This is a genomic window from Myxococcaceae bacterium JPH2 (assembly GCA_016458225.1).
Classification (GTDB): Bacteria; Myxococcota; Myxococcia; order Myxococcales; family Myxococcaceae; genus Citreicoccus.
This window is the reverse complement of the sequence record JAEMGR010000014.1, coordinates 108,088-134,343: the sequence shown is the minus strand read 5'-3', so window position 1 is coordinate 134,343 and position 26,256 is coordinate 108,088. Positions and strand designations below refer to the sequence as shown.

The 26,256-nt window shown below is 69.2% G+C and carries 21 protein-coding genes; 8 read left to right on the top strand and 13 right to left on the bottom strand.

Annotation, left to right across the window (positions count from 1 at the left end; all coding sequences use genetic code 11):
* Both JGU66_22010 and JGU66_22005 read left to right on the top strand, forming a co-directional pair.
* Positions 1-4,439 (top strand): response regulator (locus JGU66_22010; protein ID MBJ6763451.1); only part of this gene is annotated, 4,439 nt, incomplete at its 5' end.
* Positions 4,440-4,447: 8 nt separating this feature from the next.
* Positions 4,448-6,427 (top strand): PAS domain S-box protein, encoded by a 1,980-nt coding sequence (locus JGU66_22005; GenBank protein MBJ6763450.1) that lies wholly within the window; start codon positions 4,448-4,450, stop codon positions 6,425-6,427.
* A gap of 14 nt (positions 6,428-6,441) precedes the next feature.
* Here JGU66_22005 and yedA read toward each other — a convergent pair whose 3' ends face one another.
* Positions 6,442-7,419 carry a drug/metabolite exporter YedA gene (gene yedA / locus JGU66_22000; GenBank protein MBJ6763449.1) on the bottom strand — a complete coding sequence of 326 codons (978 nt, stop codon included), beginning with the start codon at positions 7,417-7,419 and terminating at the stop codon, positions 6,442-6,444.
* Between the two features lie 139 nt (positions 7,420-7,558).
* On the opposite strand from yedA, the gene hrcA reads away from it, so the two are divergent.
* Complete coding sequence (gene hrcA, locus JGU66_21995) at positions 7,559-8,590, top strand: heat-inducible transcription repressor HrcA (protein MBJ6763448.1); 1,032 nt, start codon at positions 7,559-7,561, stop codon at positions 8,588-8,590.
* Positions 8,591-8,603: 13 nt separating this feature from the next.
* On the opposite strand, the gene JGU66_21990 is transcribed toward hrcA, so the two are convergent.
* The 8 genes from JGU66_21990 to JGU66_21955 form a co-directional block, all read right to left on the bottom strand.
* Positions 8,604-9,770 (bottom strand): TonB-dependent receptor, encoded by a 1,167-nt coding sequence (locus tag JGU66_21990; protein ID MBJ6763447.1) that lies wholly within the window; start codon positions 9,768-9,770, stop codon positions 8,604-8,606.
* A 79-nt stretch (positions 9,771-9,849) separates the two neighbouring features.
* Complete coding sequence (locus tag JGU66_21985) at positions 9,850-10,479, bottom strand: carboxypeptidase regulatory-like domain-containing protein (GenBank protein MBJ6763446.1); 630 nt, start codon at positions 10,477-10,479, stop codon at positions 9,850-9,852.
* 214 nt (positions 10,480-10,693) lie between these two features.
* The gene (locus JGU66_21980; protein MBJ6763445.1) at positions 10,694-11,101 is read right to left on the bottom strand and encodes a PDZ domain-containing protein; all 408 of its coding nucleotides are present in this window, start codon (positions 11,099-11,101) and stop codon (positions 10,694-10,696) included.
* A gap of 150 nt (positions 11,102-11,251) precedes the next feature.
* Positions 11,252-12,223, bottom strand: coding sequence for a lipid kinase (locus JGU66_21975; GenBank protein ID MBJ6763444.1), 972 nt, complete (start codon positions 12,221-12,223; stop codon positions 11,252-11,254).
* Positions 12,224-12,479: 256 nt separating this feature from the next.
* Positions 12,480-12,917: a hypothetical protein gene (locus tag JGU66_21970; protein MBJ6763443.1), complete on the bottom strand. Its 438-nt coding sequence runs from the start codon at positions 12,915-12,917 to the stop codon at positions 12,480-12,482.
* A gap of 211 nt (positions 12,918-13,128) precedes the next feature.
* On the bottom strand, positions 13,129-13,845 hold the full coding sequence (locus JGU66_21965) for an HAD family hydrolase (GenBank protein ID MBJ6763442.1): 717 nt from the start codon (positions 13,843-13,845) through the stop codon (positions 13,129-13,131).
* 45 nt (positions 13,846-13,890) lie between these two features.
* Complete coding sequence (locus JGU66_21960; GenBank protein ID MBJ6763441.1) at positions 13,891-14,691, bottom strand: hypothetical protein; 801 nt, start codon at positions 14,689-14,691, stop codon at positions 13,891-13,893.
* A gap of 75 nt (positions 14,692-14,766) precedes the next feature.
* Positions 14,767-15,114: a hypothetical protein gene (locus JGU66_21955; protein MBJ6763440.1), complete on the bottom strand. Its 348-nt coding sequence runs from the start codon at positions 15,112-15,114 to the stop codon at positions 14,767-14,769.
* 225 nt (positions 15,115-15,339) lie between these two features.
* On the opposite strand from JGU66_21955, the gene JGU66_21950 reads away from it, so the two are divergent.
* The 3 genes from JGU66_21950 to JGU66_21940 all read left to right on the top strand — a co-directional run bounded on the left by JGU66_21950 (position 15,340) and on the right by JGU66_21940 (position 19,186).
* The gene (locus tag JGU66_21950) at positions 15,340-16,338 is read left to right on the top strand and encodes a site-2 protease family protein (GenBank protein MBJ6763439.1); all 999 of its coding nucleotides are present in this window, start codon (positions 15,340-15,342) and stop codon (positions 16,336-16,338) included.
* On the top strand, positions 16,335-17,069 hold the full coding sequence (locus JGU66_21945) for a hypothetical protein (protein MBJ6763438.1): 735 nt from the start codon (positions 16,335-16,337) through the stop codon (positions 17,067-17,069). The genes JGU66_21950 and JGU66_21945 overlap by 4 nt, the downstream gene beginning before the upstream one ends.
* Positions 17,070-17,206: 137 nt before the next feature.
* Positions 17,207-19,186, top strand: coding sequence for an ATP-dependent DNA helicase (locus JGU66_21940; protein MBJ6763437.1), 1,980 nt, complete (start codon positions 17,207-17,209; stop codon positions 19,184-19,186).
* A 368-nt stretch (positions 19,187-19,554) separates the two neighbouring features.
* Here JGU66_21940 and JGU66_21935 read toward each other — a convergent pair whose 3' ends face one another.
* The 4 genes from JGU66_21935 to JGU66_21920 all read right to left on the bottom strand — a co-directional run bounded on the left by JGU66_21935 (position 19,555) and on the right by JGU66_21920 (position 23,742).
* Complete coding sequence (locus tag JGU66_21935; protein MBJ6763436.1) at positions 19,555-19,953, bottom strand: signal peptidase I; 399 nt, start codon at positions 19,951-19,953, stop codon at positions 19,555-19,557.
* A gap of 171 nt (positions 19,954-20,124) precedes the next feature.
* The gene (locus JGU66_21930; GenBank protein ID MBJ6763435.1) at positions 20,125-21,231 is read right to left on the bottom strand and encodes a type IV pilus twitching motility protein PilT; all 1,107 of its coding nucleotides are present in this window, start codon (positions 21,229-21,231) and stop codon (positions 20,125-20,127) included.
* A gap of 1 nt (position 21,232) precedes the next feature.
* On the bottom strand, positions 21,233-22,960 hold the full coding sequence (locus JGU66_21925; protein ID MBJ6763434.1) for a PilT/PilU family type 4a pilus ATPase: 1,728 nt from the start codon (positions 22,958-22,960) through the stop codon (positions 21,233-21,235).
* Positions 22,961-23,205: 245 nt separating this feature from the next.
* Complete coding sequence (locus JGU66_21920; GenBank protein MBJ6763433.1) at positions 23,206-23,742, bottom strand: GNAT family N-acetyltransferase; 537 nt, start codon at positions 23,740-23,742, stop codon at positions 23,206-23,208.
* Positions 23,743-24,033: 291 nt separating this feature from the next.
* On the opposite strand from JGU66_21920, the gene JGU66_21915 reads away from it, so the two are divergent.
* Both JGU66_21915 and JGU66_21910 read left to right on the top strand, forming a co-directional pair.
* Positions 24,034-24,741 (top strand): GTPase domain-containing protein, encoded by a 708-nt coding sequence (locus JGU66_21915; GenBank protein ID MBJ6763432.1) that lies wholly within the window; start codon positions 24,034-24,036, stop codon positions 24,739-24,741.
* Positions 24,738-26,228 (top strand): PocR ligand-binding domain-containing protein, encoded by a 1,491-nt coding sequence (locus JGU66_21910; GenBank protein MBJ6763431.1) that lies wholly within the window; start codon positions 24,738-24,740, stop codon positions 26,226-26,228. Before JGU66_21915 ends, JGU66_21910 begins: the two co-directional genes overlap by 4 nt.
* The last annotated feature ends 28 nt before the right edge of the window (positions 26,229-26,256 follow it).

Below are 26,256 nucleotides of genomic sequence, written 5' to 3'. Positions count from 1 at the left end.
CGGTGGGCGTAGAGGGGAAGCTGGGCGCCCAGGCGGAGGTGCCGGGCGTCGCGGGCACGTGGAAGGACCTCACCAACAACGTGAACCTGATGGCCAACAACCTCACGGCCCAGGTGCGCAACATCGCGGAGGTCTCCACCTCCGTCGCCAACGGGGACCTCTCCAAGAAAATCACCGTGGACGCCAAGGGCGAGGTGCTCGAGCTCAAGAGCACCGTCAACACCATGGTGGATCAGCTCCGCGGCTTCGCGTCCGAGGTGACGCGCGTCGCGAAGGAAGTGGGCACCGAGGGCAAGCTGGGAGGACAGGCCGCGGTGCCCGGGGTCGCGGGCGTGTGGAAGGACCTCACGGACAACGTGAACGTGTTGGCCGGGAACCTCACGGACCAGGTGCGCAACATCGCGCTGGTGACCACGGCGGTGGCCAACGGCGACCTCTCGCAGAAAATCTCCGTGGAGGCTCGAGGCGAGATGCTCGAGCTCAAGAGCACCATCAACACCATGGTGGATCAACTCCGCGCCTTCGCGTCCGAGGTGACGCGCGTCGCGAAGGAAGTGGGCACCGAGGGCAAGCTGGGCGGGCAGGCGGTCGTCAAGGATGTCGCGGGCGTGTGGAAGGACCTCACCGACAACGTGAACAGCATGGCCTCCAACCTCACCAGCCAGGTGCGCAACATCGCGCTGGTGACCACGGCGGTGGCCAACGGGGACCTGTCCAAGAAGATTACCGTCGACGCGCGCGGCGAAATCCTGGAGCTGAAGAACACCGTCAACACCATGGTGGATCAGCTCAACTCGTTCGCGTCCGAGGTGACGCGCGTGGCGCGCGAGGTGGGCACCGAGGGCAAGCTGGGCGGACAAGCGGATGTGAAGGGCGTGTCCGGCGTGTGGAAGGACCTCACGGACAACGTGAACTTCATGGCCTCCAACCTCACCACGCAGGTGCGCGGCATCGTGCGCGTGGTGACGGCGGTGGCCACGGGTGACCTGCGCCAGAAGCTGGTGGTGGAGGCCAAGGGCGAGGTGGCCGCGCTCGCGGAGACCATCAACAACATGACGGACACGCTGGGCACCTTCGCGGACCAGGTGTCCAGCGTGGCGCGCGAGGTGGGCGTCGAGGGGAAGCTGGGCGGACAGGCCCGCGTGCCCGGGGTCGCGGGCACGTGGAAGGACCTCACGGACAACGTGAACTTCATGGCCTCCAACCTCACCACGCAGGTGCGCGGCATCGTGCGCGTGGTGACGGCGGTGGCCAACGGCGACCTCACCCAGAAGCTCATCGTGGACGCCAAGGGCGAGGTGGCCGCGCTCGCGGAGACCATCAACAACATGACGGACACGCTGGGCACCTTCGCCGAGCAGGTGTCCACCGTGGCCCGCGAGGTGGGCATCGAGGGGAAGCTGGGCGGACAGGCCCGCGTGCCCGGCGCGCGCGGCACGTGGCGACAGCTCACCGACAACGTGAACCAGCTCGCCGGCACGCTGACGAGCCAGCTGCGCGCCATCTCCGACGTGGCCACCGCGGTGACCAAGGGCGACCTGACCCGCAGCATCACCGTGTCCGCCGAGGGCGAGGTCGCCGCGCTCAAGGACAACATCAACCAGATGATCGTCAACCTGCGTGAGACGACGCAGAAGAACCAGGAGCAGGACTGGCTCAAGACGAACCTGGCGAAGTTCAGCGGCATGATGCAGGGCCAGAAGTCCCTGGACGCCGTCAGCCGCCTCATCATGAGCGAGCTGACCCCGCTGGTGTCCGCGCACCACGGCGCCTTCTTCCTCGTGGACAAGGACGGCGGCCAGCCCACCCTCAAGCTCACCAGCACGTACGCGTACCGCGAGCGCAAGTCGCTCACCAATCGCTTCCGTCTGGGTGAGGGGTTGGTGGGCCAGTGCGCCCTGGAGCGCAAGACCATCCTGCTCACCCAGGTGCCCGCCGACTACATCACCATCTCCTCCGGGCTGGGCGAGGCCGCGCCGCTCAACATCATCGTCCTCCCCGTCCTCTTCGAGGGTGAAATCAAGGCCGTCATCGAGCTGGCCAGCTTCCACCCGTTCAGCACCATCCATCAGCTCTTCTTGGATCAGCTCACCGAGAGCATCGGCGTGGTCCTCAACATGATCATGGCGAACATGCGCACGGAGCAGCTCCTGTCCGAGTCGCAGCGCCTCACGCACGAACTCCAGAGCCAGTCGCAGGAGCTCACGCTCCAGCAGCAGGAGCTCAAGCGCACCAACATCGAGCTGGAGGAGAAGGCGGTCGAACTGGAGGACCAGAACGCCCGCGTGGAGGAGAAGAACCGCGAGGTGGAGCTGGCCCGCGTGAGCCTGGAGGACAAGGCCGCGCAGCTCACCATCATCTCCAAGTACAAGAGCGAGTTCCTCGCCAACATGAGCCACGAGCTGCGCACGCCGCTCAACTCGCTGCTCATCCTGGCCAAGCTGCTGGCGGACAACCGCGAGGGGAACCTCAGCAGCAAGCAGGTGGAGTACGCCAACACCATCTACACCTCGGGTGGGGACCTGCTCAGCCTCATCAATGAAATCCTCGACCTCTCCAAGGTGGAGGCGGGGAAGATGCAGGTGGAGCCCCGGGACATCGTGCTCGCGGACCTCAACCAGTTCCTCGACCGCGGCTTCCGTCCCGTGGCCGAGCAGAAGGGGCTCGACTTCACGGTGGACGTGCAGCCCGGCGCGCCGCGCCACATCCGCACCGATCCACAGCGCCTCCAGCAGGTGCTGAAGAACCTGTTGTCCAACGCCTTCAAGTTCACGGACTCGGGGGGCGTGAAGCTCACCGTGAAGCGCGCCGAGCCCACCACGCGCTTCGACCACGAGGTGCTCCTGCGCGCGCCCACCGTCCTCGCCTTCGAGGTGGAGGACTCGGGCATCGGCATCGCGCGCGACAAGCAGCGCCTCATCTTCGAGGCGTTCCAGCAGGCGGACGGCTCCACCGCGCGCAAGTACGGCGGCACCGGCCTGGGCCTGTCCATCAGCCGGGAGATCGCCAAGCTCCTCGGCGGCGAAATCCACGTGCGCAGCGAGTCGGGCAAGGGCAGCACCTTCACCCTGTTCCTGCCGCAGGACTACCAGGGCCCGGAGGAGGATGGCCTGCCCGAGCCGCCGCGCGTGAGCGAGCCGCCCGTCGTGCCGCCCGGGCCGTCCGCCGCGCCGGACGTGGTGGAGACCGCGCTCCCTCCGCACGCGGACGTGATGCCTCCCCTCGCCGCGGTGGAGGACGACCGCGAGCACATCCGCGAGGGGGACCGCGTCCTGCTCATCATCGAGGACGACCTGAAGTTCGCTCGCATCATGGTGCAGATGGCGCGCGAGAAGGGCTTCAAGGCCCTGGTGGCCACGCGAGGTGACAGCGGCCTGTCCATGGCCAACGAGTTCCAGCCGCACGCCATCACCCTGGACATCCAGCTGCCCGTGGTGGACGGCTGGAGCGTGTTGGATCGCCTCAAGCGCAACCCGCGCACGCGCCACATCCCCGTCCACATCATCAGCGTGATGGACAAGAACCTGGGCAACGCCCAGGGCGCCTTCGGCTACCTCACCAAGCCCGTGAGCAAGGAGGGCCTGGAGCGCGCCTTCGGCCAGCTCTCGCGCTTCCTCGAACGCAAGACGCGCCACCTGCTCGTCATCGAGGACGACGACGTGCAGCGCGACAGCCTGGTGAAGTTGCTCAGCGAAGGCGGGGACGTGGAGGTGACGGCCGTGGCCACGGGCGCGGAGGCGCTGCGCAAGTTGGAGGAAGCAGAGTTCGACTGCCTCGTCATCGACCTGCTCCTGCCCGACATGGACGGCATGCGGCTGCTGGAGGAGGTGAAGACCCAGTCGCGCTTCCGCGACCTGCCCGTCGTCGTCTACACCGGCCGCGAACTCACGCCCAAGGACGAGGCCAAGCTGCGCCGCTACACCGGCAGCGTCATCCTCAAGAGCGGGCTCAAGAGCCCGGACCAGCTCCTCGGCGATACCGCGCTCTTCCTCCACCGCCTGGACGAGAACCTGCCTGCCCGCGCCCGCGCCGCGCTCGCGCACCGGGACGAGGGCGACGCCACGCTCGCGGGCCGCAAGGTGCTCGTGGTGGACGATGACATGCGCAACATCTTCGCCCTCACCAGCGTGCTGGAGAACCACGGCATGCAGGTCTCGTTCGCGGAGAACGGGCGTGCCGCCATTGAAATGTTGGAGCAGCACCGTGACGTGGATGTGGTGGTGATGGACGTGATGATGCCGGAGCTGGACGGGTACGAAACCATGCGTGCCATCCGGAAGGACCCCCGTTACGCCAGCCTGCCCATCATCGCCGTCACCGCGAAGGCGCTGAAGGATGACCGGGAGAAGTGCATGGCCGCGGGGGCCAGCGACTACCTGCCCAAGCCCGTGGACACCGACAAGCTGCTGGAACTCATTCGTCTGTGGGTGAGCGCCTGAGGGTGGGTATGACGCCCAATGAACACAGCCAGGAAGGCGCGGGCGGTCCCCCCGCGGTGCCTCGCGCCAGCATCCTGTTGGTGGATGACCATCCGTCCAACCTGCTCGCGCTCGAGGCCATCCTCGAGCCCTTGGGGCAGGACCTCGTGCGCGCCACGAGCGGCGAGGAAGCGCTCAAGCACCTGCTCCATCGGGACTTCGCCGTCATCCTCATGGACGTGCAGATGCCGGGCATGGATGGCTTCCAGACGGCCACGCTGATCAAACAGCGCGCGCGCACCCGCACGACGCCCATCATCTTCCTCACCGCGCTCAGCCGCGACGCGGAGCACGTCTTCAAGGGCTACGCGCACGGCGCGGTGGACTATCTCCTCAAGCCGTTCGACCCGGAGATCCTCCGCTCCAAGGTGAGCGTCTTCGTGGACCTGTTCCTCAAGGAGCAGCAGCTCCAACGCCAGGGCGCGCTGCTGCGTCAGCGCGAGCGCGAGGCGCTGGAGCAACGGAGTGAGCTGCGCTACCGCCGGCTCACCGAGTCCCTGCCCGAGGCGATGTGGGCCGCGCGCGCGGATGGAACGCTCACGTACGCGAACCGCGCCTGGCGCGAGTACACCGGGCGGCACGAGGAGCGGAACCTGTCGCTGTCCGCGTTCCTGGAGGATGTCCACCCCGCGGATCGCGACCTGCTGCGCACCACGTGGACCCAGGCCGTGCGCCATGGCCTGCGCGTGGAGCGGGAGTTCCGCCTCAAGCGCTTCGATGGCGTGTATCGCTGGCACATGGCGCGTGCGGTGCCGGAGCGGGACGAGGACGGCCGGGTGGCGGGGTGGCTCGCCGTGGCCACGGACATCGACGACAAGCGCCGCGCCGAGCAGTCCTTGGAGCGCTTCAAGGCCACGCTGGACGCCACGCTCGACTGCGTCCTCATGTTCTCGCCGGACTCGCTGACGCTCACCTATGCCAACGTGGGCGCAGCCCGACAGCTCAACAGTTCCGTCGAGGAGTTGGTGGGCCTGGGCATCCTCGACGTGGAGAGCGCCTTCGACGAAGAGGGCTTTCGCAAGCTCCTCGCGCCGCTCATGTCCGGCACGCTGCCCTCGCAGACGTACACCACCACGCACCGGCGTCGGGATGGCTCGGAGGCGCCGGTGGAGGTGATGCTCCAGTTCGTCCCTGGCGAGGAGGGCCCCGGCCCCGGCCGCTTCATCTCCGTGGCGCGCGACATCACCGAGCGCCAGCGCGCGGAGACGGCGCTGCGGCTGGCCAGCGAGGCCAAGGACGCCTTCCTCGCCGCCGCGAGCCACGAGCTGCGCACTCCCCTGGCCGCGGCCAAGGGCCACGCGCACCTCGCGCTGCTCAAGCTGGGCGGACAGACCGAGGCCGGGCCGGGCAAGTCGCTGAAGATCATCAACCGGCAGATCGACCGCATGGCGAAGCTGGTGGAGGACCTGCTCGACATCAGCCGACTGCAAGCGGGCCGCTTGTCGTTGGAGCTGGAGCGGTTCGACCTGCGCACGCTGGTGAACGAAACACGCGACCGCATGGCCGTGCTGTCCCAGGCGCACGAGCTGACGGTGGAGGGCCCCGAGTCACTGGAAGGGACGTGGGACCGGGGACGCGTGGATCAGGTGCTGACCAACCTCCTGTCCAACGCCATCCGCTACTCCCCGGAGGGCGGACAGGTGCGGGTGCGCCTCCTGCGCGATGGCGACACGGGCGTGCACCTCGTCGTGCAGGACCAGGGCGTGGGCATTCCCCGCGAGAAGCAGGCGCTCATCTTCGAGCGCTTCGGTCGCGCGCATGGCAGCAAGTACGGCGGCCTGGGCCTGGGGCTCACCATCAGCCAGGGCATCGTCGAGCAGCACGGCGGACGCATCTGGGTGGAGTCCGCGGGCGTCCTGGGCAAGGGCTCCGCCTTCCACGTGTGGTTGCCGCGCGAGACGGTGGCGCCCTCGCCGCACCTGGGCAACGGGCCGCCACCCGCGAGCTGAACGATTCGGCGCGGCTAGCGCTTGCGGCGCGCGATCAGGATGACCGACACGAGGATGGTCGCCATGGCGACCCAGGTGACGGGACGCAGGGACTCGCCCGCGAGCCCTACGCCGAGCAGCACCGCCACCGCCGGGTTGACGTAGGCGTAGCTCGTCGCCAGCGCGGGCCGCGCGTGGCGCAAGAGGTAGCCATACGCGCTGAAGGCCACCAGCGAGCCGAAGACCACGAGGTAGAAGAAGGACAGCACCGCGCGCGGCTCGGGCACTCCCGCCAGGTGCTCGCCCATCGCGAGGCTGATGCCCAACATCATCGTTCCGCCGCACAGCATCTGCGCGGCGGTGGCCATCAGGCCCTGGGGCAGCGGCAGGCGCCGGCTCCACACGGAGCCGAACGCCCAGCTCAGCGGCGCCAGCAGCATCGCGAGCATCGGCAGCGGGTGACCTCCCAGGTCGCCTCCCAGGTTGAGCACCACCACGCCCGCGAACCCCAGCGCCAGCCCGCCAAGCTCCGTGCGGCCCGGCCACTGACCGAACACGCCGCCGAAGAGGGCGGCCCACAGAGGCACACTGCCCACCAGCACCGCGGCCACCCCGGAGGGCACCCCCAGGTGCTGCGCGAGCGCGACTCCGCCGTTGCCCACCACGAGCAGCAGGAACCCGATGAGGGCGGACGCGCCCCACTGTTTGCGGGAGGGCAGCGGCGCGCCGCGCAACCACATCACCCCGAAGAGCAGCGAGCCCGCCATCAGGAAGCGCGTCCCCGCCATCAAGAAGGGCGGGAAGCTCACCAGGGCCCACCTCATGGCCAGGTAGGTGGAGCCCCAGATGACGTACAGCGCGAACAGGCAGAAGAGCAGCAGACCGCGCTGCGACCCCGCGGGCGCGACGTCTGGGGTGGGGAGAGCAGGGGTGGGCGTCGCGGGAGCGGGAGCGGAGGTAGACACGGGCGGCGGTCTTCTAGCGTCCGAGCTTCGCGACCGCGATGTGCGCATTGCCACACCCAGGTGCGCCGCGGGGGAGGGCCTGGCTCGCCGCCTGCCCGTTGCTCCATGCGGTGGTGCCCCTTTACACTTTCGCTGGAGCCACGGCGCATGATGCGAGCCGGGTCGCGGCTCCGGAGTGTGAGCCGGGATGTCCGAGGAGCTGGGAGACCGCGAAAAGGAAGTCCTGCGCGCCGTCGTGCAGGAGTACATCACCACGGGCGGCCCTGTCGGCAGTCAGCAGCTGACGCGCAAGGCCGAGTTCGACGTGTCGTCCGCGACCATGCGCAACGTGCTCGCGGACCTCGAAGCCCTGGGCTTCCTGGAAAAGCCTCACACCTCGGCCGGTCGCGTCCCGACGGACCGGGGTTACCGGTTCTACGTGGACACGCTGGTGAAGCTGCGAGATCCGACGCCGAGGGACCGCGAGCTCATCCACGCGGGGCTGGTGTTGGACACGCACCTGGGTGACGTGTTGTCGGAGGCGAGCCGGGTGCTGCACTCGCTGACGCGGCACGCGGGCGTGGTGCTGGCGCCGAGACCGGATGCGGCGGTGTTCCAGCGCATCGAGTTCGTGCGGCTGCGCGAGGACCGGGTGCTCGCCATCCTGGTGGGCCACAACGGGCAGGTGCACAACAAGGCGCTCACGGTCGACTTCCCGCTCACCTCCGACGAACTCATCAAGGCGAGCAACTACCTGTCCGAGCTGCTGCGCGAGGTCCCGCTGGAGGAGGCGCGCGAGCGCATCCGGGTGGAGATGGACCAGGAGCAGGCGCTCTACAACGCGCTGACGGCGAAGGCGCTGCGGCTGGGCGCGGCGGCCACGGACCTCCAGACGCCGGAGCGCGTGTTGATTGAAGGCACGGGCTCGTTCCTGGAGCAGCCCGAGTTCGCGGACGTGGAGCGCATGCGCGCGCTGTTCCGCGCGCTGGATGAGAAGCACAAGCTGTTGCACCTGCTGGACCGGGTGCAGCGCACGAACGCGATGCACGTCTTCATCGGCGCGGAGAGCGAGTTCTCCGCGGCCGGGGACGTCACGGTCATCGCGAGCCCGTATGGCACCGGAGAGCAGGTGCTGGGCACGGTGGGCGTCATCGGTCCCACGCGCATGGACTACCGGCGCGTGATTCCGCTGGTGAACTTCACCGCGCAGGTGCTCTCGCGCGTGCTGGAGAAGGCGTAGCGCACGGCGGCGGTCAGAAGTCGCACCGCGCGGAGAGCCGCGCCTGCCGCGGGGGCTGGTACTGGAGCGGCAGCCCCTGCGCGTCGAGCCGTGTCTCGGCCTGGGCGTTGAGCACGTTGAAGACATCCAGGCCCACCGACACCGTCGTGTCCGACGTGAGCGCGTAGCGCGCGTCGACATGGGCATCGAGTGACTGGAGCCACGGAAGTCGCCGCTCCGTGCCCGCGATGGGAGTTCCCGAGGCCCCGAAGTACGCGAACCCCACCTGCGCCGAGGTCGACTGAGAGAACGCAATCTTCCGGTGGCCGGAAGCCTTGAGCACGTGTGTGCGGTCGGTCGACAGCAGTCGCTCCGATGAGAGCGATGCGCTGGCTGCTTCAGCACGCAGCTCCGCGAGCGGCAGCAGGCCCGGGGAGTTCCCGCGGAGCCGTGACCACGTGTAGCTGACGCGCCCGTCCCATTCCTCGAACGGGCTTCGGAAGACCTCCACCGTGACCGCGTCGTAGCGGCGCGTCGAGCGAGCCAGGTCCGCGCCCAGCCCCGTGCCCGGGTTGACGATGACGGTGGTGCCGTCCTCGCGGGCGAGCGCTTGGAGTCCCTTGCGCCACTCGCGATGCGTGAACGTGGCGCCCAGGACGATGTATCTGAGGGCTGCGTATTGCAGGCCCGTGACGAACTCGCGCGCGGTGGGCGCGGTGAGGCGGGGGGCGGCCGTGATGTTCTCCTCGGAGAACAAGCCGAGCGGCAGCGGGGCCTGGAGTTGTCCGATGTGAGCGAAGAACCGCGAGCGATAATTGCGGAGCGGATCCAACGAGAATCCCACCCGAGGCGAGAAGGCATTCCCGACCTGAAGCGAGGCTGCACCAGTCGAGGTTTTCAACCACTGGGCGTCGTAGCGAAGGCCCGCGTTCAGGACCAGGAACTCGGAGATGTTCCATTCATCCTGCGCATAGCCGCTGGCGAGTTGGCTCGTGACGAGTGCCGGGGCCGGTGCATCGCGCAAGGCCTCGATGTCCACTCCCGCCTGGAGCGTGTGACTCCATGAGGAAATAAGCCGGCCCACGATGGCCGTGACTCGGGCATTCGCTTGATAGCGTTCTTGCGTGTGCTCAATCGGAGAGACGGTGTCTTGGAGGTGGAGCCAGCCTGCCTTGACGTCGAACAGAAGCGTCTTCTCCATCGCTGTCCCGGAGTAGGTCAGCGAGGTGAGCCTGGTGACATTCTGCGTCTCTTTCGCCTCAACCGAAGGTGTCGAAGCCTCAGATGGCGCCGTGAAGACTCGTGTCGCCCGACGACATGGTCGCCTCGACAGCTCCTCCCAGGAATCGACCGGCCTCCGCCTCGGGACCGCCTGTGATGACGAGGGCTGTGTCGAGGAACTCCGCGTCCACCGGCAGCGCGTTGGCGCCCGTGGCTGGGGCGTTGGTGGTGAGGCCATCGAGCAGATAGTGGTTCTCGAAGGCCGTGGCGCCGTGGATGGTGAGGCCCGCTGCCTCGCTCGTCACGCCCGGCGTTACGTCGAGAACGCGGTCCAGCGAACGGAACGGCGCGCTCTGGGCGGAAGGACGGGCCCTCTCGAACCGCCAGCGCTCGACTGCGTCTACCCTCTCTCGTGTGGTCGACCGGTCTCTGTCGACGGCCACGAAGCAGGGCCCGAAGAAAATGTATTCCACGGGCCCCTGTAACAGTTCGGCGTGGATGCGCGGGGTGCGCCCAGTGCGCAGGATGATTTCCTCTCGGACCCATGGATTGTATTCGTCCCGCTCGAAGCGGAGCGAATAGACGCCGGGCGGTAGATCCTCGATGCGGTAGTTCCCCTCTGCGTCCGTCACCGTGGTGCGCGGTTCCGCGAGCGCGGGCGAGGTCGCGGTCACGACGACGTCGGGCAAGGACTCCTTTGTTATCCCAGACACCACATGCCCGATGAGGGCCTGCGTGGTGCGTGCTTCCGAGGGGGGATTCGCAGCAGTCGCTTCCTCCTGCGCTGCTCCATCCGATGCCATGACCACCACACTCGCCAACCAACCCCAACCCAACCCAGACATGGACATCACCCCTCCGGCCCGTGGCGATGATGCCACGCTTGCTCAAGGGGCCGCGAGGTCAGTCCGCGCGAGACACCCGCACCTCGCGCTCCGCGCCGCTGTCGTCTCGGACCTGGAGTCGAACCGACGTGCCGGGCGGACCGAACGTGCGGGCCTCCGCTTCCTGTGCGTCGCGGACTTCCTGCCCATCCACCGCGAGCAGCCATGCGCCGATGTGGGCGCCGGCGCGGTCCGCGGGCCCATCGGGAATCAGCCAGGCGATGGCGACGCGGCCTTGCTCCTCGCGGAAGCCCGCGCCCACCGTGCCCGGTGCCGCCCGTCGAGTCTCGGGGGCGGTGGGCTCGAGCCGCTGGGTCTCGTCATGAACGGGCGAGGCCCCGCGCGCATTCGGGTCCAGCGTCGAGGTGACGTGGGGTCGGAGACTCGATGAGCCCGGTGGCGGCATGCGCAGCCACAAGAGCAGCATGGCCGCGCAGCCCAAGGTACCGGCGAAGAGGAGTGGGAGGCGGGAACGCTGGCGCACGGGCTCGTCCTCCGTCGAGCGGCGGGGAACCGCCACGGTGAACACCGAGCCTAGGCCAGAAGTCTCACGCTCGCGAGAACCCCACCCGGCATGTCAGTGGGGCGCGGGCGCGTAGACGCGGAGGGCGGCGGGGGCCACCTCGAAGCGGACCGGTGTGCGGCAGCCCAGCTCGCCGTCCACGTTCACGTCCAGGGCCGGCTGGGTCTCCACGTAGAGCCGCGCGGTGCGGAGCGTGATGACAGACGGGTGCTCCGGATGCTCGCCGGTGCGCAGCCCCAGCGCTACACGCGCCAGCGTGGCCACGTCTTGCAAATAACCCAGGCCCGTGCCCGTCCTCCCACCCTCCGAGGACGGCGCCGCGACGGCATACACATGCAACAGCCGGTCATCCAACGTGGCGTCCGGCGCCACCATGTTGCCGGCGCCATGGAAGAGGCCATTGCCCACCACGAGCTGGAGCGCGTCCAGCTCCAGCATCTCGGTGTCGGCTTGCAGTCTCAGGTGGAAGGGCCGCAGGTCGCGCACCTGCGCGGCGGCGGCCACGGGATACGCGAGCTTGCCCGCGCGCTGCTTGAGGCGCTTCGTCAGCCTTCGAGCAATGCCCGCCGCCAACCCCACGCTCGCGGCGTTGAGGAACGGTCGCCCATTGGCGAGCCCCACATCCACGCGCGCCGCGTAGCCTCGCGCGATGACCGCGCAGGCCGCCTCGACTGAGTCGGTGATGCCCAGCGAGCGCGCGAAGTCATTGCCGGTGCCCAGGGGCAGCACGCCCAGGGTGACGTCTCGGCCGAGCAGCGCGCCCACGGCATGGCTCACGGTTCCGTCGCCGCCGCCCACCAGGATGCGGCGCACGCCGCCGTGAATGCCTTGCTCCAGCACCGCGCGCAGTTGCTCCGGCGTCGAGAGCGCATGTGAAGACTGGAGCGACACCCCAAGCGCCGCGAGTCGCTCGCGTGCTTGCGCGAAGGCCTCGCGGCCGGAGCGTGAGCGGGTGTTGACCACCAGGAGGGCGGGGCCTTCATCCAGGGGGCGGCGACGGGGAGGCTCGATGAGCGCGGGTTCCAGGGTGGATCCTCCTCACGGGTGTCGTGCCCACACAGTGTGCATGCACGCGCGCGAGGGCCAGGTGTGGGGGCGGCCGTTCCCATGTGGACAGAGGAAGTGACATGCGCACTTCCGCCGAGGCGAAGGGCTGAACACCTTGCAAGCGACGCGGGTTCCATACCTGCGGGGTGCATGGGCAGGAGGTGGGGATGGCGAGAGGGAGTAAAGCGAAGTACTCGAACAAGCAGAGGCGAATGGCTCGGAGCATCGAGCAGGGTTACGAGCATCGAGGCGTTGACGAGAGCACGTCCGCGGCGCGGGCCTGGGCCACCGTCAACAAGCTCACGGGGGGCGGTATGAAGGGTGGATCCGGAAGCAGGGCGAAGGTGGCGCGTCGGCGTCCCGCGGCGCGGAAGAACGCGCGCAAGGCGGGGCGGGTGTCGGGCCGTACGCGGTCCGTGGCGTCCGCGCGCAAGCGCACGGCGCGCAAGACGACCGCGGCACGCAAGCGCACGACGGCGCGTCGCACGACGCGGGCCAGTCCTCGGCGGGCCACGCGCACGATGGGGCGCAAGTCCACGGCGCGCGCGGGAACCGCGGGCAAGCGCGTGACCTCTCGGCGCTCCCGAGTCTCCGGTCGCGGCGCCTCGCGCGCCAGCGCCTCACGGGGCCGGAGCGTGGCGAAGCGGCGCGGCTCGCGCAGATAGCCGCGCAAGCGCGTGACAAGGCCCTCGGCGGTGAAGGCCGCCGAGGGCCCACGTGTCTCAATGCCTTCTCAGTCCCGCGCGCAGGGCCGCGCGGACGGTGCAGGTCGCCGGAACCCAAGTGCCCCGCTCATGACCCGGCTCACGGCTCACCGCATTGGATCCGAAGCGCCTCGGGCATGGCGCGGGGCGCGCCGCGACACGCCACCGAGCACGAGAGGCTCAGCGGCGCCCTTCGTCCTTGCTCGTGGCCTCGGCGCGCGTCTCTTCCCACGGCCAGCTTCGCGGATTGGACTCGAAGCGGCGCAGCAGGGCCTCCGGGTCCTTCACGAGCGTGCGGCACCCCGCGGCGCTCAAGTCCTCGCGCGAGAAGCCGCCGCACAGCATGCCCACGGTGGACAGCCCCAGCTTGGTGGCGGCGAGCGCGTCATACGGCGCATCGCCCACCACCGCCGTCGCGTCGGGCGCCGGCTTTCCCAGTCGCGCCATGGCGGCCGCGTAGATGTCCGGGTGCGGCTTGCTCTGTTCCACCTCGTCCTGGCTCGCCTTCGCCTCGAACAGTCCGTCGATGCCGCACAGCTTCACGTAGTGCTTCAGCTCGTCGCCCTTCGCGCTGGTGGCCAACGCCAGGTGGCGGCCCTCCTGGCGCAGCCGCTGGAAGAGTTCCTTCACGCGCGGGAAGGCACGGACCTTGGGGAGGAACTCGCGCAGGAACAGCGCGGAGCGGTAGTCCTCCAGCTCCTTGCCGATGTGCTCCAGCTCCTCCTCGTTGAAGAAGACGGGCAGGAGCTGATCCGCGCCTTTTCCAATCTGGCTGCGGACATGGGCGAAGGGGATGTCCCGACCGAAGTGCAGGAACGCGCGCCGCCACGCTTCGGCGTGCTCGTCCACCGAGTCCACCAGGGTCCCATCCACGTCGAAGATGACGTTCTCCACCATGCGGCACCTCCCCCCGGCGGAAGGTGGGGACGCGTGGGGGATGGGTCAACCGCCGTCCGAGCTGGCCGCCCCACTCTCCACGAGCGTGCGGCTCTGCGCGCTGTAGCCCGCCGGCGCCGCCAGCGTGAACGTGTCATTGGGCAAGGTGGCCTGGAGGTCCACTCGAGAGAGCAGGGTCTCTCCTACCTGCTTGCCATCCACCCATCGGGTCAGCCGGCGCGGCACGCAGAGCTGGAGCGCCGCGTCGCAGTGCTCGTCCTCCACCCGCACCTCGGCCGTGGTGCCGTCCGGCGCGTGCGTGCGCTTGGAGAGGAAGTCCAGCGTGGGCCACCGCAGCACGTAGGCCACCTCCAGGCCCTCGGCCTCGGCGCCCTCCAGCTTCATGGACAGCTCCACGGCGTCCTTCGCGCGCGCGTGCGTCACGCGCTTCGCCGTCACACTGCGCAGGAGCAGCGGCGCGCGGAAGCCCTCGGGCACGAAGGGCGCGAACACCTCGGTGAGAAACCCCGACAGCTTCTCGGGCGGCAGCTCGTTGGCGAAGGTGGTGAACTGCTTGGGCTCGTCGAGCTTCTCGAACAGGTGGGTCCCATCCCAGGCCACCGTGCGAGACATCGGCGCCGTCACCGTGCCCAGCATTCGCTGAGGCGCGCGATAGGTGAAGGTGAAGGACGCCTGCGCGCTGTCTCCTTCCCGCTGCGTGCCCTCCAGTCGGTAGTGGGCAAGCTTCGTGTCGCGCTCGGCCAGCCGCTGACGCGCCTGCGACAGGAGCGCGCCGGGCTCCTCCGTGGCGGAGCGGGAGCGGCAGGCGAGGAGTGCGACACACGGCAACAGGAGAAGAAGACGCATGGGAGACCCAGAAAAAAGCAAAGGCCCCGCTGTTTCCAGGGGGCCTTTCTTATCCGCCAGGAAAGGCGGAGCGGACTACTTGACGGCGACGCCCGTCGCGGTGGAGCTGGTCACGCCGATGATGGTCCCGAACAGGGCGTAGATGCCGTGACGGGGCGTGGTGGAGGCGCCCTTCAGGTCAACCTTCGAGGCGCCCATGGCCTTGGCCTCGGTGATGAGGAGCTTGTTCACCACGGTGTCGAGATCGCTCTGCACGATGTCGATGATGTGGAAGATGGCCGTCAGACCCAGCGCGTTGGCCTGCACGACAGCCACGGCCTCGCCGTTGGCCGCGATCTCGCTGCCAGAGACAACGGCGGACTCGACGCTGGTGCAACCCACCAGGCTGGTCGCGAGAACGGCGGACAGGATGAGCTTCTTCATGGTTGTTCGCTCCCTTAAAAACTAAGAGTTGAGCGCTTGCGAGGTGGCTGGGCGGCCTGGGCAGGTGCCCAGCCGTTCGGTGAAACCTCAAGCGGGCGGGTTTCGTAGCAGATGTCAACTGTCTGTCAAGAGCTGTCCCCGTCTCATTCCAGGCTTTGCTGAAAGCCTGGTCGCGTTGAATTACATCGCTCCTGTGGGTTGCCACCGCCGAGGCTTCACCTGTCCATGGACTCCGTCTCTGTTGCTCGTCCCTACGCCCGGCTCTGGCTGCACGTCTTGTTGTTCGTGCTGACGGTGGGCACCACGTTCCTGGCGTATCTGGTGCTCTTCACCGGTTCGTTTCCCTTCACCGACGCGGGCCTGCGTCCCGAGGATGGCGCGCAGGCGCTGGCCTTCAGCTTGTCGCTGCTGGCCATCCTGGGTTCGCACGAAATGGGGCACTACGTGCTGGCGCGATTGCACGGCGTGGACACGTCGTTGCCGTACTTCATCCCGCTGCCGGTGCCGGGCAGTCTGGGCACGCTGGGCGCGGTCATTCGGATCCGCAGCCGCATTCCCTCGCGCAACGCGCTGGTGGATATCGGCGCGGCGGGGCCGCTCGCGGGGCTGGTGGTGGCGCTGCCCATTCTCTACTGGGGCCTGCGGCACTCGACGGTGGTGGATGCGCCGTCGGTGGCGTCGCCTTTCCCGGGAGAGTCCTCGCTGTGGGTGCTGGGGTCGGAGTTGTTCCATTGGCTGGGCGCGAAGCTGACGCACGCGCCGCCTCCTGCCGAGGAGCCGCTCCGGCAGGTGCAGACGTTGTTCGGTGACAGCTTGCTCATGAAGGGGCTCACGCGCCTGGCGGTGGGGCCGGTGCCGGAGGGCAAGGACGTGGCCGTGCATCCCGTGGTCATCGCGGGATGGTTTGGATTGCTGGTCACCCTGCTCAATCTCATGCCAGTGGGGCAGCTCGACGGAGGACATCTGTCTTTCGCGGTGCTGGGTTCGCGCGCGCGTCGCGTGGGGCAGGGCGTGGCTGTGCTGCTGTTGTTCCTCACGGTGTTCGCCACCGCCTCCTGGGGACTGTGGCTGGTGGTGACGAGCAAGATGGTGGGGTTTGGCCATCCGGAAGTCATTGAGCCGCGCGAGCCATTGAGCGCGGGTCGCAGATGGATATGCGCCCTTTGCCTGCTGGCGCTCATCGGGTGTGCGATGCCCATTCCCTTGCGAACGGTGGTGTCATGAAGTTCCAGTGCGAGGCCTGTGAGCGGTTGGTCCCATTGGAAGTCTTTCGCGTCGAAGCGGATGCGCTGGTCGTCGCGTGCGGTCGCTGCGGAGCGGAGAACCGCGCCGCGCTGACGGTGGCCGCGGCTCAGCCCGAGGCCGTGGCCGCGGTGGCCTCGCCCGTGCCCGCCGAGCCGCCCGTTCGCCCGAGCGTGCCCGCGCTGCGCGTGGTGCGCCCGGATGACGCGGCCGCCGCGACGAGCGGTGCCTCGGTGCACGAGGACTTCTCCGCGCCGCCGGGCTTCTGTCCCAAGTGCGTGTCCCCTCGGCGCGAGGAGCGGGAGTCCTGCGCGGCGTGCGGACTCGTCTTCGCCAACTTCCTGGCGGAGGAGCATCAGCCGTCGGAGGCGCTGGCCCAGGGCTGGCGGGTGCTGCGTGAGCGGTGGGCGGATTGGGACGCGCACGAGCAATGGTTGTCCCAGGCGTTGGCGCGAGGTGAGCTGGCCATGGCGGGGCGGCTGTATCGCCTCCAACTGGCGCAGGCTCCCGAGGACGCGCAGGCCCGGCGCGGGCGCGAGGAGGTCGTGCGCCGCGCGGCCAGTGCATCCACCGCGGAGATGACGCACACGGAGGTGCCGCTGGCCGCCCGCCGTGCGAAGGCGGTGATGATGGGCATCACGTTGGTGGTGGCGCTGGTGCTCACGATGATGGCCATCCACTTCGCGGCGGGCGCGTTCCTCGGCGGACCGTAGTCCCGGGCTGTTGGTCCCCCGCTGAGCGGGCGGGCGCGAGGGCGCGGCGCGGATGTGTGGTCAGGAACGCGCCGGAAGCGGGTACCGCTGCTATCTTGACCGGCCGGGCGCTTCCTCCGGCGCACCGGCTCGCGCGCATGTCCCTCTCTGGTACTCCATCGGTCTCCGTCGACAGTCTGTTGGGCCCCGGTGGCGCCCTTCAGGAAGCCCTGCCCGCGTACGAGCACCGTCCGGAACAGCTCCAGATGGCGCGCGCCGTGGAGCGGGCCTTCTCTGAGCACAGCTACCTGTTGGCCGAGGCGGGCACCGGCACGGGCAAGACGCTCGCCTATCTGGTCCCCGCGCTGCTCTCCGGGCGCCGCGTGGTGGTGTCCACCGCGACGAAGACGCTTCAGGATCAGGTCTTCTTCAAGGACCTGCCGCTGCTGCGCGAGAAGATGGGCCTGAAGTTCGAGGCCGCGTACCTCAAGGGCCGCAGCAACTACCTGTGCCTGCACCGCTATGAGTCCTTCGCGAAGGACCCGCAGTTCCCCTCGCGCGAGGAGGCTCGGCAGTGGCCCCGGCTGAAGGCGTGGGTGGGGGAGACCCAGACGGGGGACCGGGCCGAGCTGGACCTGCCCGAGTCGTTCGGCGCGTGGTCGCGGCTGTCCACGACCTCGGAGACGTGCCTGGGCTCGCGCTGCCCGCTGTACGAGACGTGCTTCGTCACGCGCATGCGCAAGGCCGCGGAGGCCGCGGATCTGCTGGTGGTCAACCACCACCTGTTCTTCGCCGACCTGTCCCTGCGCAGCTCGGGCAAGCGCGTGGAGGGCGTGCTGCCCTGGTACGACGCGGTCGTCTTCGACGAGGCGCACGCGTTGGAGGACGCGGCCAGCGGCAACTTCGGCTACGGCGTCTCGAACTTCCGATTGGAGGAACTGGCGCGCGACGCCTCCGCGCTGCTGCCCGCCACCGACGAGCGACACACCACGCTGTCGGCCTTGGCCGCGCGGGTGCGCACGCACGCGGAGGCCTTCTTCAATCAAGCGCCGCGCGCGCTGGGGCTGTCGGGCGCGGAGTCGTCCGTGGCGCTGCGGCCGGAGAGCCTGGCGAAGCTGTCCGGCGCGATGGAGCAGGTGCGCGAGGGCCTGGCCGCGCTCGCGTCCTTCGCCGCGGGGGAGCGCGAGCCGGAGATGGCGGCCATCCACCGGCGCGGCGAGGAGATGGTCGAGCAGCTGTCCTTCCTGGAGAAGGCCGAGTCCGCGGACCACGTGTACTGGGCGGAGTCGCGAGGCCGCGGCGTGTTCCTGCGCGCCAGTCCCATCGACGTGGCGAAGGAGCTGCGCGAGCGCCTCTATGGCGCGGTGGACACGGTGGTGTTCACCTCCGCGACGCTCGCGGCCGACAGCCGCTTCGACTTCTTCGCCAGCCGCATGGGGATGTACGACGACGAGGGCCAGCCCGTGGCGCGCGTGCGCACGCTGTCCGTGCCCAGCCCCTTCGACTTCCCCCGCCAGTCCGCGCTGTACCTGCCCACGCACCTGCCGGACCCCAGCGCGCCGGGCTTCATCGAGGCGGCCTCGGAGGAGATTCTCGAGCTGTGCCAGGTGACGGGTGGGCGCGCCTTCGTGCTCTTCACCAGCCTGCGGAACATGGTGCGCGCGTATGAGCTGGTGGCGGGGCGGCTCATGGTTCCCGCGCTGCTCCAGGGCGAGCGTCCGAAGGCGCAGCTCCTGGAGTCCTTCCGCTCGACGCCGAGCGTGTTGTTCGCGGCGCACAGCTTCTGGGAAGGCGTGGACGTGCCGGGGGATGCGCTCAGCCTGGTCATCATCGACCGGCTGCCCTTCGCGTCGCCGGGAGACCCGCTGGTCGCCGCGCGCATCCGGCAGCTCGAGTCGCGAGGCGAGGAGCCGTTCGAGCAGTATCAGCTCCCGCAGGCGGCGCTCGCGCTGCGGCAGGGCTTCGGGCGGCTCATCCGGACGCAGGCGGACCGAGGCATCGTCGCCATGTTGGACCGGCGCATCGTGACCAAGGGCTATGGCCGCGTGTTCCTGTCCAGCCTCCCGCCCGCGCACCGCTTGGATGACGTGACGGAGCTGAACCGCTGGTTCAACGGGCCCGTTCGTTTGGTGCGCTGAACGGCGCGCGAGCGACCCGGAAATCGACCTGGGTGCGTATGCAGGGTGCGGCCCATCGCTGCCCCCTTGCCGCGCGAACCCCCATGTCCGTGGCGCCCCTTCGCCGCCTGTTCTGTTGCTGTCTCGCCACCGGGCTGGTGCTGGGGGCGTGTGACCCCATCGTCCTGCAGCCCATCGAGAGCGGCGAGCCCATCGCGCCAGTCGCACCGGACGGGGGCTCCTGGCTCCGCGAGGACGGGGGGGCGGAAGAGCTTCCTCCGGATGACTCGGACCCGGGGGATGGGTACCCCTGGGAACACGAACGGCGATGAAGGGCCCGGTGCCCTCCATCGCCGTCGAGTGCTGCGTGGGACGTATCTGGGCGCGGCTTACGCCGTGGCCGACGGACCCTGGTAGTTGGCGTCGCTGAAGCCCAGCATCGGGTAGAAGATGAAGCCCAGCAGGCCGAGCCCCAGACCGAAGCCCGTGCCCTTGCCGAACGACTTCGCCATGTCGATGCCGACGATGACGAGCGCGATGAAGTTCACGCAGGGGATCATGAGGAGCACGATCCACCACAGCGGCCGGCCCACAATCTTCAGCATCACGATGATGTTGTAGATGGGGACGATGGCGGCCCAGCCCGGCTCACCGGCCTTGGCGAACGTCTTCCACATCCCGGCGATCATCAGACCGATGACCGCGAGGTAGATGATGCTCCCCACAATCCCGATGCCACCGGCCGCCTGCTGCGACTGAATCATCTCCAACTGCTGCTGCTCATCCATGGATTCCCCCTCCAAAGGTGGTGCCCGCGAACCACGGGCGCGTTGGTGTGAAACCGAACAAAAGACGATTCCTGGAGGGGATGCAATGCGTTGGCCCCGCACGGCATGAGCACCCCCGCTTGGGTTTGCGGGGGCGTGCCGAATTCGCGGAGTTTGAGCGGAAGGGTGAGGTCAGGCCTTCGCGGACTCGGGGATTTCCCAGTCGGGCTTGAGGCGCTGGATGACCTTCACGAAGTTTTCTTTGTCCGCGGCCTTCTCCAGCGCGGACTCGGGCGTGATGACGTTGTCCTTCACCAGTCGCTCCAGGTGCATGTCGAGCGTCTGCATGCCCTGGCCCTGCCCCGCCTGCATCTTGGAGGCGATCTGGAAGACCTTGCCCTCGCGAATCATCGCGGCGATGGCGCTGCTGCCGATGAGGATCTCCAGCGCCGCGACGCGGCCCTTGCCGTCCGCCGTCTTGATGAGCTGCTGCGCGACGATGCCCGCGAGGCTCTCGGCGAGCATTCCGCGCACCTGCCCCTGCTCGTCGGCGGGGAAGGCGTTGATGATGCGGTCGATGGTGGCTGGCGCGCTGTTGGTGTGCACCGTGGCGAACACGAGCACGCCGAAGCTCGCGAGCTGGAGCGCCAGCTTCATCGTCTCGTTGGTGCGCAGCTCGCCGATGAGGATGACGTTCGGATCCTCGCGGCCCGCGGAGCGGATGGCGGTGGCGAAGCTCGACGCGTGAGGCCCGACCTCGCGGTGGGTGACCTGGGCCTTCAGCGGCTCGTGCACGAACTCCACCGGATCCTCGATGGTGAGCACGTGGGCGGGCCGCGTCTGGTTGATGTGGTTGATCATCCCGGCCAGGGTGGTGGACTTGCCGCTGCCCGTCGGGCCCGTCACCAGCACGAGTCCACTGCGGCGGTCGGCCAGCTTGCGCACCACCTCGGGCGTCTTGAGGTCCTCGAGCGTGAGCACCTTGCTCGGGATGGTGCGGAAGACCGCGGCCAGGCCCGTCATCTTGTAGAAGTAGTTGGCGCGGAAGCGGGCCTTGGTCTCGTAGCCATAGGCGAAGTCGAGGTCCAACTCCTCGACGATCTGGCGCTTCTGCTCGGGCGTGACGATCTCGAAGAGCAGGCCCTCCAGCTCGGCCTCGGTGAGGGGCTCCTCGCGCAGGGGCGTCAGCTCGCCTCGGATGCGGCCCATGGGCGGATAGCCGATGCTCAGGTGCAGGTCGCTGCCCTTCTTCTCCAGGAGCTGGTCGAACCAGGAGGCGATTCGCGGCGTGGCGCTCATGTCACGCCCCCTTCTTTCCGAGCAGCGAGCCCATCTTCGACAGCATCCGCGCACCTTCCTGCGGTGTCTGGGGCGGCGCCACGCTGACGCCGGCCCGCTTGCCCGTCACCACGGCCTCCAGCTCCTCGGGGTTCTCGGCGAAGCCCTTCGCCGTCTCCAGCGAGACCTTGCCCGCGCGCACGATGTCCGCCAGCGAGTCCTCGAAGCGGATGATGCCCAGCGACTTGCCGCGCTGCTGGAGCGACGGGATTTGGTACGTCTTGTTGTCGCGGATGAGGTTGCCCAACGCGACCGAGCCGGGGAGCACCTCGGACGCGGCGACCAGGGACTTGCCGTCCGCGCTCGCCATGAGGCGCTGGCTCACGATGAGGCGCAGGCCGCTGGCGAGTGACAGTCGCACCTGCTGCTGATCCGCGGGAGGAAACAAGTCGATGAGCCGGTCGATGGTCTTCGCCGCGCTCGGCGTGTTCATGGTGCTGATGAGCAGGTGGCCGGTCTCACTGGCCGCGAGCGCCATGCGCACCGTCTCGGTGTCGCGCAGCTCGCCCACCACGATGACGTCCGGGTCCTCACGCAGCGAGCCCTTCAGCGCGCTGGCGAAGGTGCGCGTCGTGCTGCCCACCTCGCGCTGGCTGATGAGCGCGCGCTTGCGCGGGTGCAGGTACTCGACCGGGTCTTCCACGGTGAGCACGTGGTGCGTCGTCTCGCGGTTGATGATGTCGACGATGGCGGCCAGCGTGCTCGTCTTGCCGTGGCCGGAGGGGCCGGTGATGACGATGAGGCCCTGGTGATGGTGCGTGGCCTTCGCGATGTCCACCGGCAGGCCCAGCGACTCCAGCGTGGGCACCTCGCGGCCGATGACGCGGAAGACGCCCTTGAGGCCCGTGCGCTGGCGGCCCACGTTGACGCGGAAGCGCCCCGTCTCGGCCGAGTCGAGCGCGAAGTCGCAGCTCCCGTCTTTCTCCAGCACCGCGCGCAGCCGCTCGGGCACCACGGGGAGCAGCATGCGCTCCACGGTGGACGCATCCAGCACCGCGCCCTGTGGCCGCAGCTCGCCCACGAGGCGGAACAGCGGGGGGCGGCCCGCCACGACATGCAGGTCGCTCGCTCCCGAGCGCCTCGCCTCGTCCAGCAACAGGGCCAGCTCACGGCCCGCGGAGGGACCCGCGCGCGAGACGGGGATGGCGCGCGCGGTGGGCCGGGCCTCCGGGGCGGGCGCCGAAGCGGGAGCGCCGGCTCGGACTTCCGCGCCGGGCACCGATGCGGCGGGCATGGCGGGGTTCGTGGGGCGCGCGGAAGGGACCGCGGGCCGGGCTCCAACGGCAGGCGTTGGGCCCGCCGCGGCGGGCCGGGTGGGGGACGCGGCGGGAGTCGGCGCCGAGGCGGGTGCGGGAGCCGCGGCGGGGGCGGGGGCCGTGGTGGCGGCCTCGGCGGCGCGGCTGAGCCGCACGTTCATCAGGTCGCCCCGGCGCACCGCCGCGATGGAGATGGTCCCCAGGCCCGTGGCGTTCACGGACCACTGCGCGGGGGTCTCCGAGACGCTGGAGGCGCGGGCCAGTCCCACCATGGACTGGAGGGCCCGGACGAGGTCTTCCGTGGAGAGCGCGGCGGGATCCACCGGCTCATATCCCTGGCCGCTCCGGATCATCGGGGGACGGCCGCTGGCCAGGGCCAGCTCGGTGACGCCAGGACGCGACAGGTGGCGAAGCAGCTCGGCGAGCGATTTCATGCGATGGCGCACCGGCCGGCGCGGGAGGCGCGGCGCGGAGGAGCGCAGGATAGTCGACACGTCGCGAGAATGAACCGGCCGCTCTGTCGGGCCGCGCGGGCTCGGGCCGAGGACGTGGGGCGCGGTCGACCGCTCGGGTGTGAGGGAGCGACTCGGACTGGGGGGAGGGGCTCCGGGGCCTCACGAAGAGGCCCGCGCGGAGGGGGGGACGGGAGGAGGGCCTCCCGTCCGGAGTTCAACGGGGACTACAGCTCGCGGGACATCAGCAGGCGGAGCTTGCCGGACTTCTTGGACACCACCGTGGCGACGGTGGTGAAGCCCGCCTTGCGGTAGAAGCCCACGGCCGGCGCGTTGGACGGGTCCACGCGCAGGGCGATGGTCTTGCGGTACATGTCGCGCGCCACCGAGAGGGCCTTGTCCAGCAGCATGGCGCCCAGGCCATGGCGGCGCAGCTCCGGCTTCACCACGATGTTGCGCAGGTAGGCGGCGCCGGGGACCGGGCCGTCGCGCTCCACGGTGACGTAGCCGACAATCTGGCTCTGGAGGCGGGCGACGTGGATGGACGACTTCAGCAGCGTCAGGGCCTTGAGGCTGTCTTCCTGCGTCTCACCCCGGCTCTTCCACGGCTCGGAGCTGGAGCGCAGGGCGGCCACCGCGGTCAGGTCCTCGTCCGTGGGCGGACCAAACTTCACCGCGTTCACCAGATCATTGGGCAGGCTCGCCACGTCCATCACCGGCGCGGGGCCTACCTCCATGCCTGGATCCACCTGCTTCATCGTCATCGCCTTGCTCCTCCGTCGCGTCCGCGATCCTAACCGCAGCCCCCACACCCATGCACGCGCTGATTCGGCGCACATTGTCCTCTCAAGTAAGAGGCGACTTCCGTGCTTCTCGTCGGGGGGCGGACTTGTGCGAACCTCGTGCGAGGGCGGTCCCATTCCACGCGGAGGAGCCTCGCCTTCCCGCCCGCCATCCAGCCGGCCTTCCGCGCCGCGCGCCTTCCCATTATAAAAAAGCGTCGTCGCGCGGGGGGTAGGGCCTCCAGACTCGACACGCCAGCCTGAGTTCCACCCGTGCAACTCAACCATGCCCAGCGCGAGCTGACGCTCAAGATCGTCTACTACGGCCCCGGCCTGAGCGGGAAGACGACGAATCTGCGTCATCTGCACACGCGGGCTCGGCCTGACGTGAGAGGTCGTCTGCTGGCGGTGGAGACCCATGACGACCGGACACTCTTCTTCGACCTCCTGCCGGTGTTCTTCCGTACCTCGGCCGGCTTCAAGGTGAAGGTGAAGCTGTTCACGGTCCCTGGCCAGGTCATCCACAACGCGACGCGAAGAATCGTTCTGCAGAACGCGGACGCGGTGGTGTTCATCGCGGACAGTCGGCGCGCGGCCACGGAGGAGAACAACGCCTACTGGCGAAACCTCCAGGAGAACATGCGCGAGAACGGCCTGGATCCGGGGGAGGTGCCGGTCATCATCCAGTTCAACAAAAGGGATCTGCCCGACACTCGCTCCGACGCGGAGATCGACGAAGCGCGGCGGCGCGGCTCCCAGCCCGTGGTGGGCGCGGTGGCGCTCCGGGGCGAGGGCGTGCTGGAGACCTTCCACGAGGTCGCGCAGGCCGCGTACCGCCGCCTGGAGTCCCGGGCGCACCTGACGCGCAACGTGGGGCTCTCCGAGGACGAGTTCCTCGGACAGATTTTCCGGCAGATGGACCTCAGTGGCACCACGCTGGAGAGCCGCTATCAGCCCTCCGCGAGTGGAGGCAGGCCATGAGCGGGGCAGCGGGGGGCGGGCCACCGGACGCGGGGAGCGCGGGGCGCAGGGAGTCGGTGTTGCAGCGGCGCCTGTCGCTCGGGGACTTGCTGGACCTCCCTTCCTTCGCGGACGTGGTGAAGAGCTTCAGCGACCTGTACCGCGTGGGCATCAAGGTGCTGGACGCTCGCGGCTCGAAGCTCGCGGACGTGAAGGTGGGGCACGGCGACTTCTGCGCGTATGTCTTCTCCTTCCCCGAGGGCCGCGCGCGCTGTGTCGCCACCGTGGCGCGGGTGAAGGACGGACCGGTGGTGCCCAACCTGGGCGCGCGCGTGGCGGACGCCGAGGAGGCCGAGTCCGCCGGGCTCGTGGCGATGCCCTGCTTCACCGGCCTGCGCTACGTGGTGATGCCCATCCGTTGGGAAGGGGACCTGCTCGGGCGCGTCATCCTGGGGCCCTTCACCCCCGAGGAGCTGGACGACTTCCCCCACACGCTGACGGACATCGAAGGGCTGGACCTGGCGCGCGCCCGCGAGCTGGTGGCCAAGGTGCGCCGCGCCCCCGAGCGCACGGCGGCGCAGGTGCTGGCCCACTTCGGACAGGTGCTGGGCGCGCTCGTGGCGAGCGGGCAGAAGACGTACCTGACGACGCAGGTCCACATCGAGGCGATGCTGGAGACGCACCGCGAGCTGGAGTCGCAGAACACGCGGCTCGTGCAGGCCAACGCGCGGCTCAAGGAGCTGGACCGGCTGAAGTCGAGCTTCCTCGGCACCGTGAGCCATGAGCTGCGCACGCCGCTCGCGTCCATCCTGGGCTACTCGGAGATGCTCGCGGAGGGGCTGGCGGGCGCGCTCAACGTCGAGCAGCTCCAGTATGTGCGCACCATCGTGGAGAAGGGCGAGACGCTGCTCAACCTCATCTCCTCGCTGCTGGACCTGAGCCAGATTGAGGCGGGCCGGCTGCGGTTGGCCATGGCGCCGGTGGACCTGGGGCAGGTCATCCAGACCGCGGTGTCGAGCGTGTCGCCCCAGGCGCAGCGCAAGAGCCTGGCGCTGGACGTGCAGGTGCCCGGCTTGCCGCAGCCTCGGTTGGCCGGAGACATGGAGAAGCTGCGGCAGGTGGTGGTGAACCTGCTGGCCAACGCGGTGAAGTTCACGCCTCCGGGCGGGCGCGTGCGCGTGCGGCTGTCCGAGGCGGGCGCGCAGGCGGAGCTGGGCGCCGCGGGCTACCGCATCACCGTCGAGGACAACGGGGTCGGCATCCGCACCGAGGAGTTCGAGCGCATCTTCCAGAGCTTCTACCAGGTCGATGGCAGCTCGACGCGCGAGTACGGCGGCGCGGGGCTGGGGCTCGCCATCGTCAAGAGCCTGGTGCAGGCGCACGGCGGTCGCGTGTGGGTGGAGAGCGATTACGGCAGCGGCTCGCGCTTCATCGTGGTGCTGCCGCTGCAACCGCCCATCGCGGACCGGGTCGCCTCGGCTCCCATTCCGGAGCCGGATCGCTTCTGACCGGGCCCGCGCGAGGGCCCGGCCTCAC

Excerpts from the sequence above, each read along its gene's own strand:
- yedA (MBJ6763449.1), bottom strand. The coding sequence starts at position 7,419 with ATGCGCACATCGCGGTCGCGAAGCTCGGACGCTAGAAGACCGCCGCCC.
- JGU66_21950 (MBJ6763439.1), top strand. The coding sequence starts at position 15,340 with ATGGACTCCGTCTCTGTTGCTCGTCCCTACGCCCGGCTCTGGCTGCAC.
- JGU66_21960 (MBJ6763441.1), bottom strand. The coding sequence starts at position 14,691 with ATGCGTCTTCTTCTCCTGTTGCCGTGTGTCGCACTCCTCGCCTGCCGC.
- JGU66_21990 (MBJ6763447.1), bottom strand. The coding sequence starts at position 9,770 with ATGGAGAAGACGCTTCTGTTCGACGTCAAGGCAGGCTGGCTCCACCTC.
- hrcA (MBJ6763448.1), top strand. The coding sequence starts at position 7,559 with ATGTCCGAGGAGCTGGGAGACCGCGAAAAGGAAGTCCTGCGCGCCGTC.
- JGU66_21910 (MBJ6763431.1), top strand. The coding sequence starts at position 24,738 with ATGAGCGGGGCAGCGGGGGGCGGGCCACCGGACGCGGGGAGCGCGGGG.
- JGU66_21980 (MBJ6763445.1), bottom strand. The coding sequence starts at position 11,101 with ATGCTGCTCTTGTGGCTGCGCATGCCGCCACCGGGCTCATCGAGTCTC.
- JGU66_21930 (MBJ6763435.1), bottom strand. The coding sequence starts at position 21,231 with ATGAGCGCCACGCCGCGAATCGCCTCCTGGTTCGACCAGCTCCTGGAG.
- JGU66_21945 (MBJ6763438.1), top strand. The coding sequence starts at position 16,335 with ATGAAGTTCCAGTGCGAGGCCTGTGAGCGGTTGGTCCCATTGGAAGTC.
- JGU66_21955 (MBJ6763440.1), bottom strand. The coding sequence starts at position 15,114 with ATGAAGAAGCTCATCCTGTCCGCCGTTCTCGCGACCAGCCTGGTGGGT.
- JGU66_21935 (MBJ6763436.1), bottom strand. The coding sequence starts at position 19,953 with ATGGATGAGCAGCAGCAGTTGGAGATGATTCAGTCGCAGCAGGCGGCC.
- JGU66_21920 (MBJ6763433.1), bottom strand. The coding sequence starts at position 23,742 with ATGACGATGAAGCAGGTGGATCCAGGCATGGAGGTAGGCCCCGCGCCG.
- JGU66_21940 (MBJ6763437.1), top strand. The coding sequence starts at position 17,207 with ATGTCCCTCTCTGGTACTCCATCGGTCTCCGTCGACAGTCTGTTGGGC.
- JGU66_22005 (MBJ6763450.1), top strand. The coding sequence starts at position 4,448 with ATGACGCCCAATGAACACAGCCAGGAAGGCGCGGGCGGTCCCCCCGCG.
- JGU66_21925 (MBJ6763434.1), bottom strand. The coding sequence starts at position 22,960 with ATGAAATCGCTCGCCGAGCTGCTTCGCCACCTGTCGCGTCCTGGCGTC.
- JGU66_21965 (MBJ6763442.1), bottom strand. The coding sequence starts at position 13,845 with ATGGTGGAGAACGTCATCTTCGACGTGGATGGGACCCTGGTGGACTCG.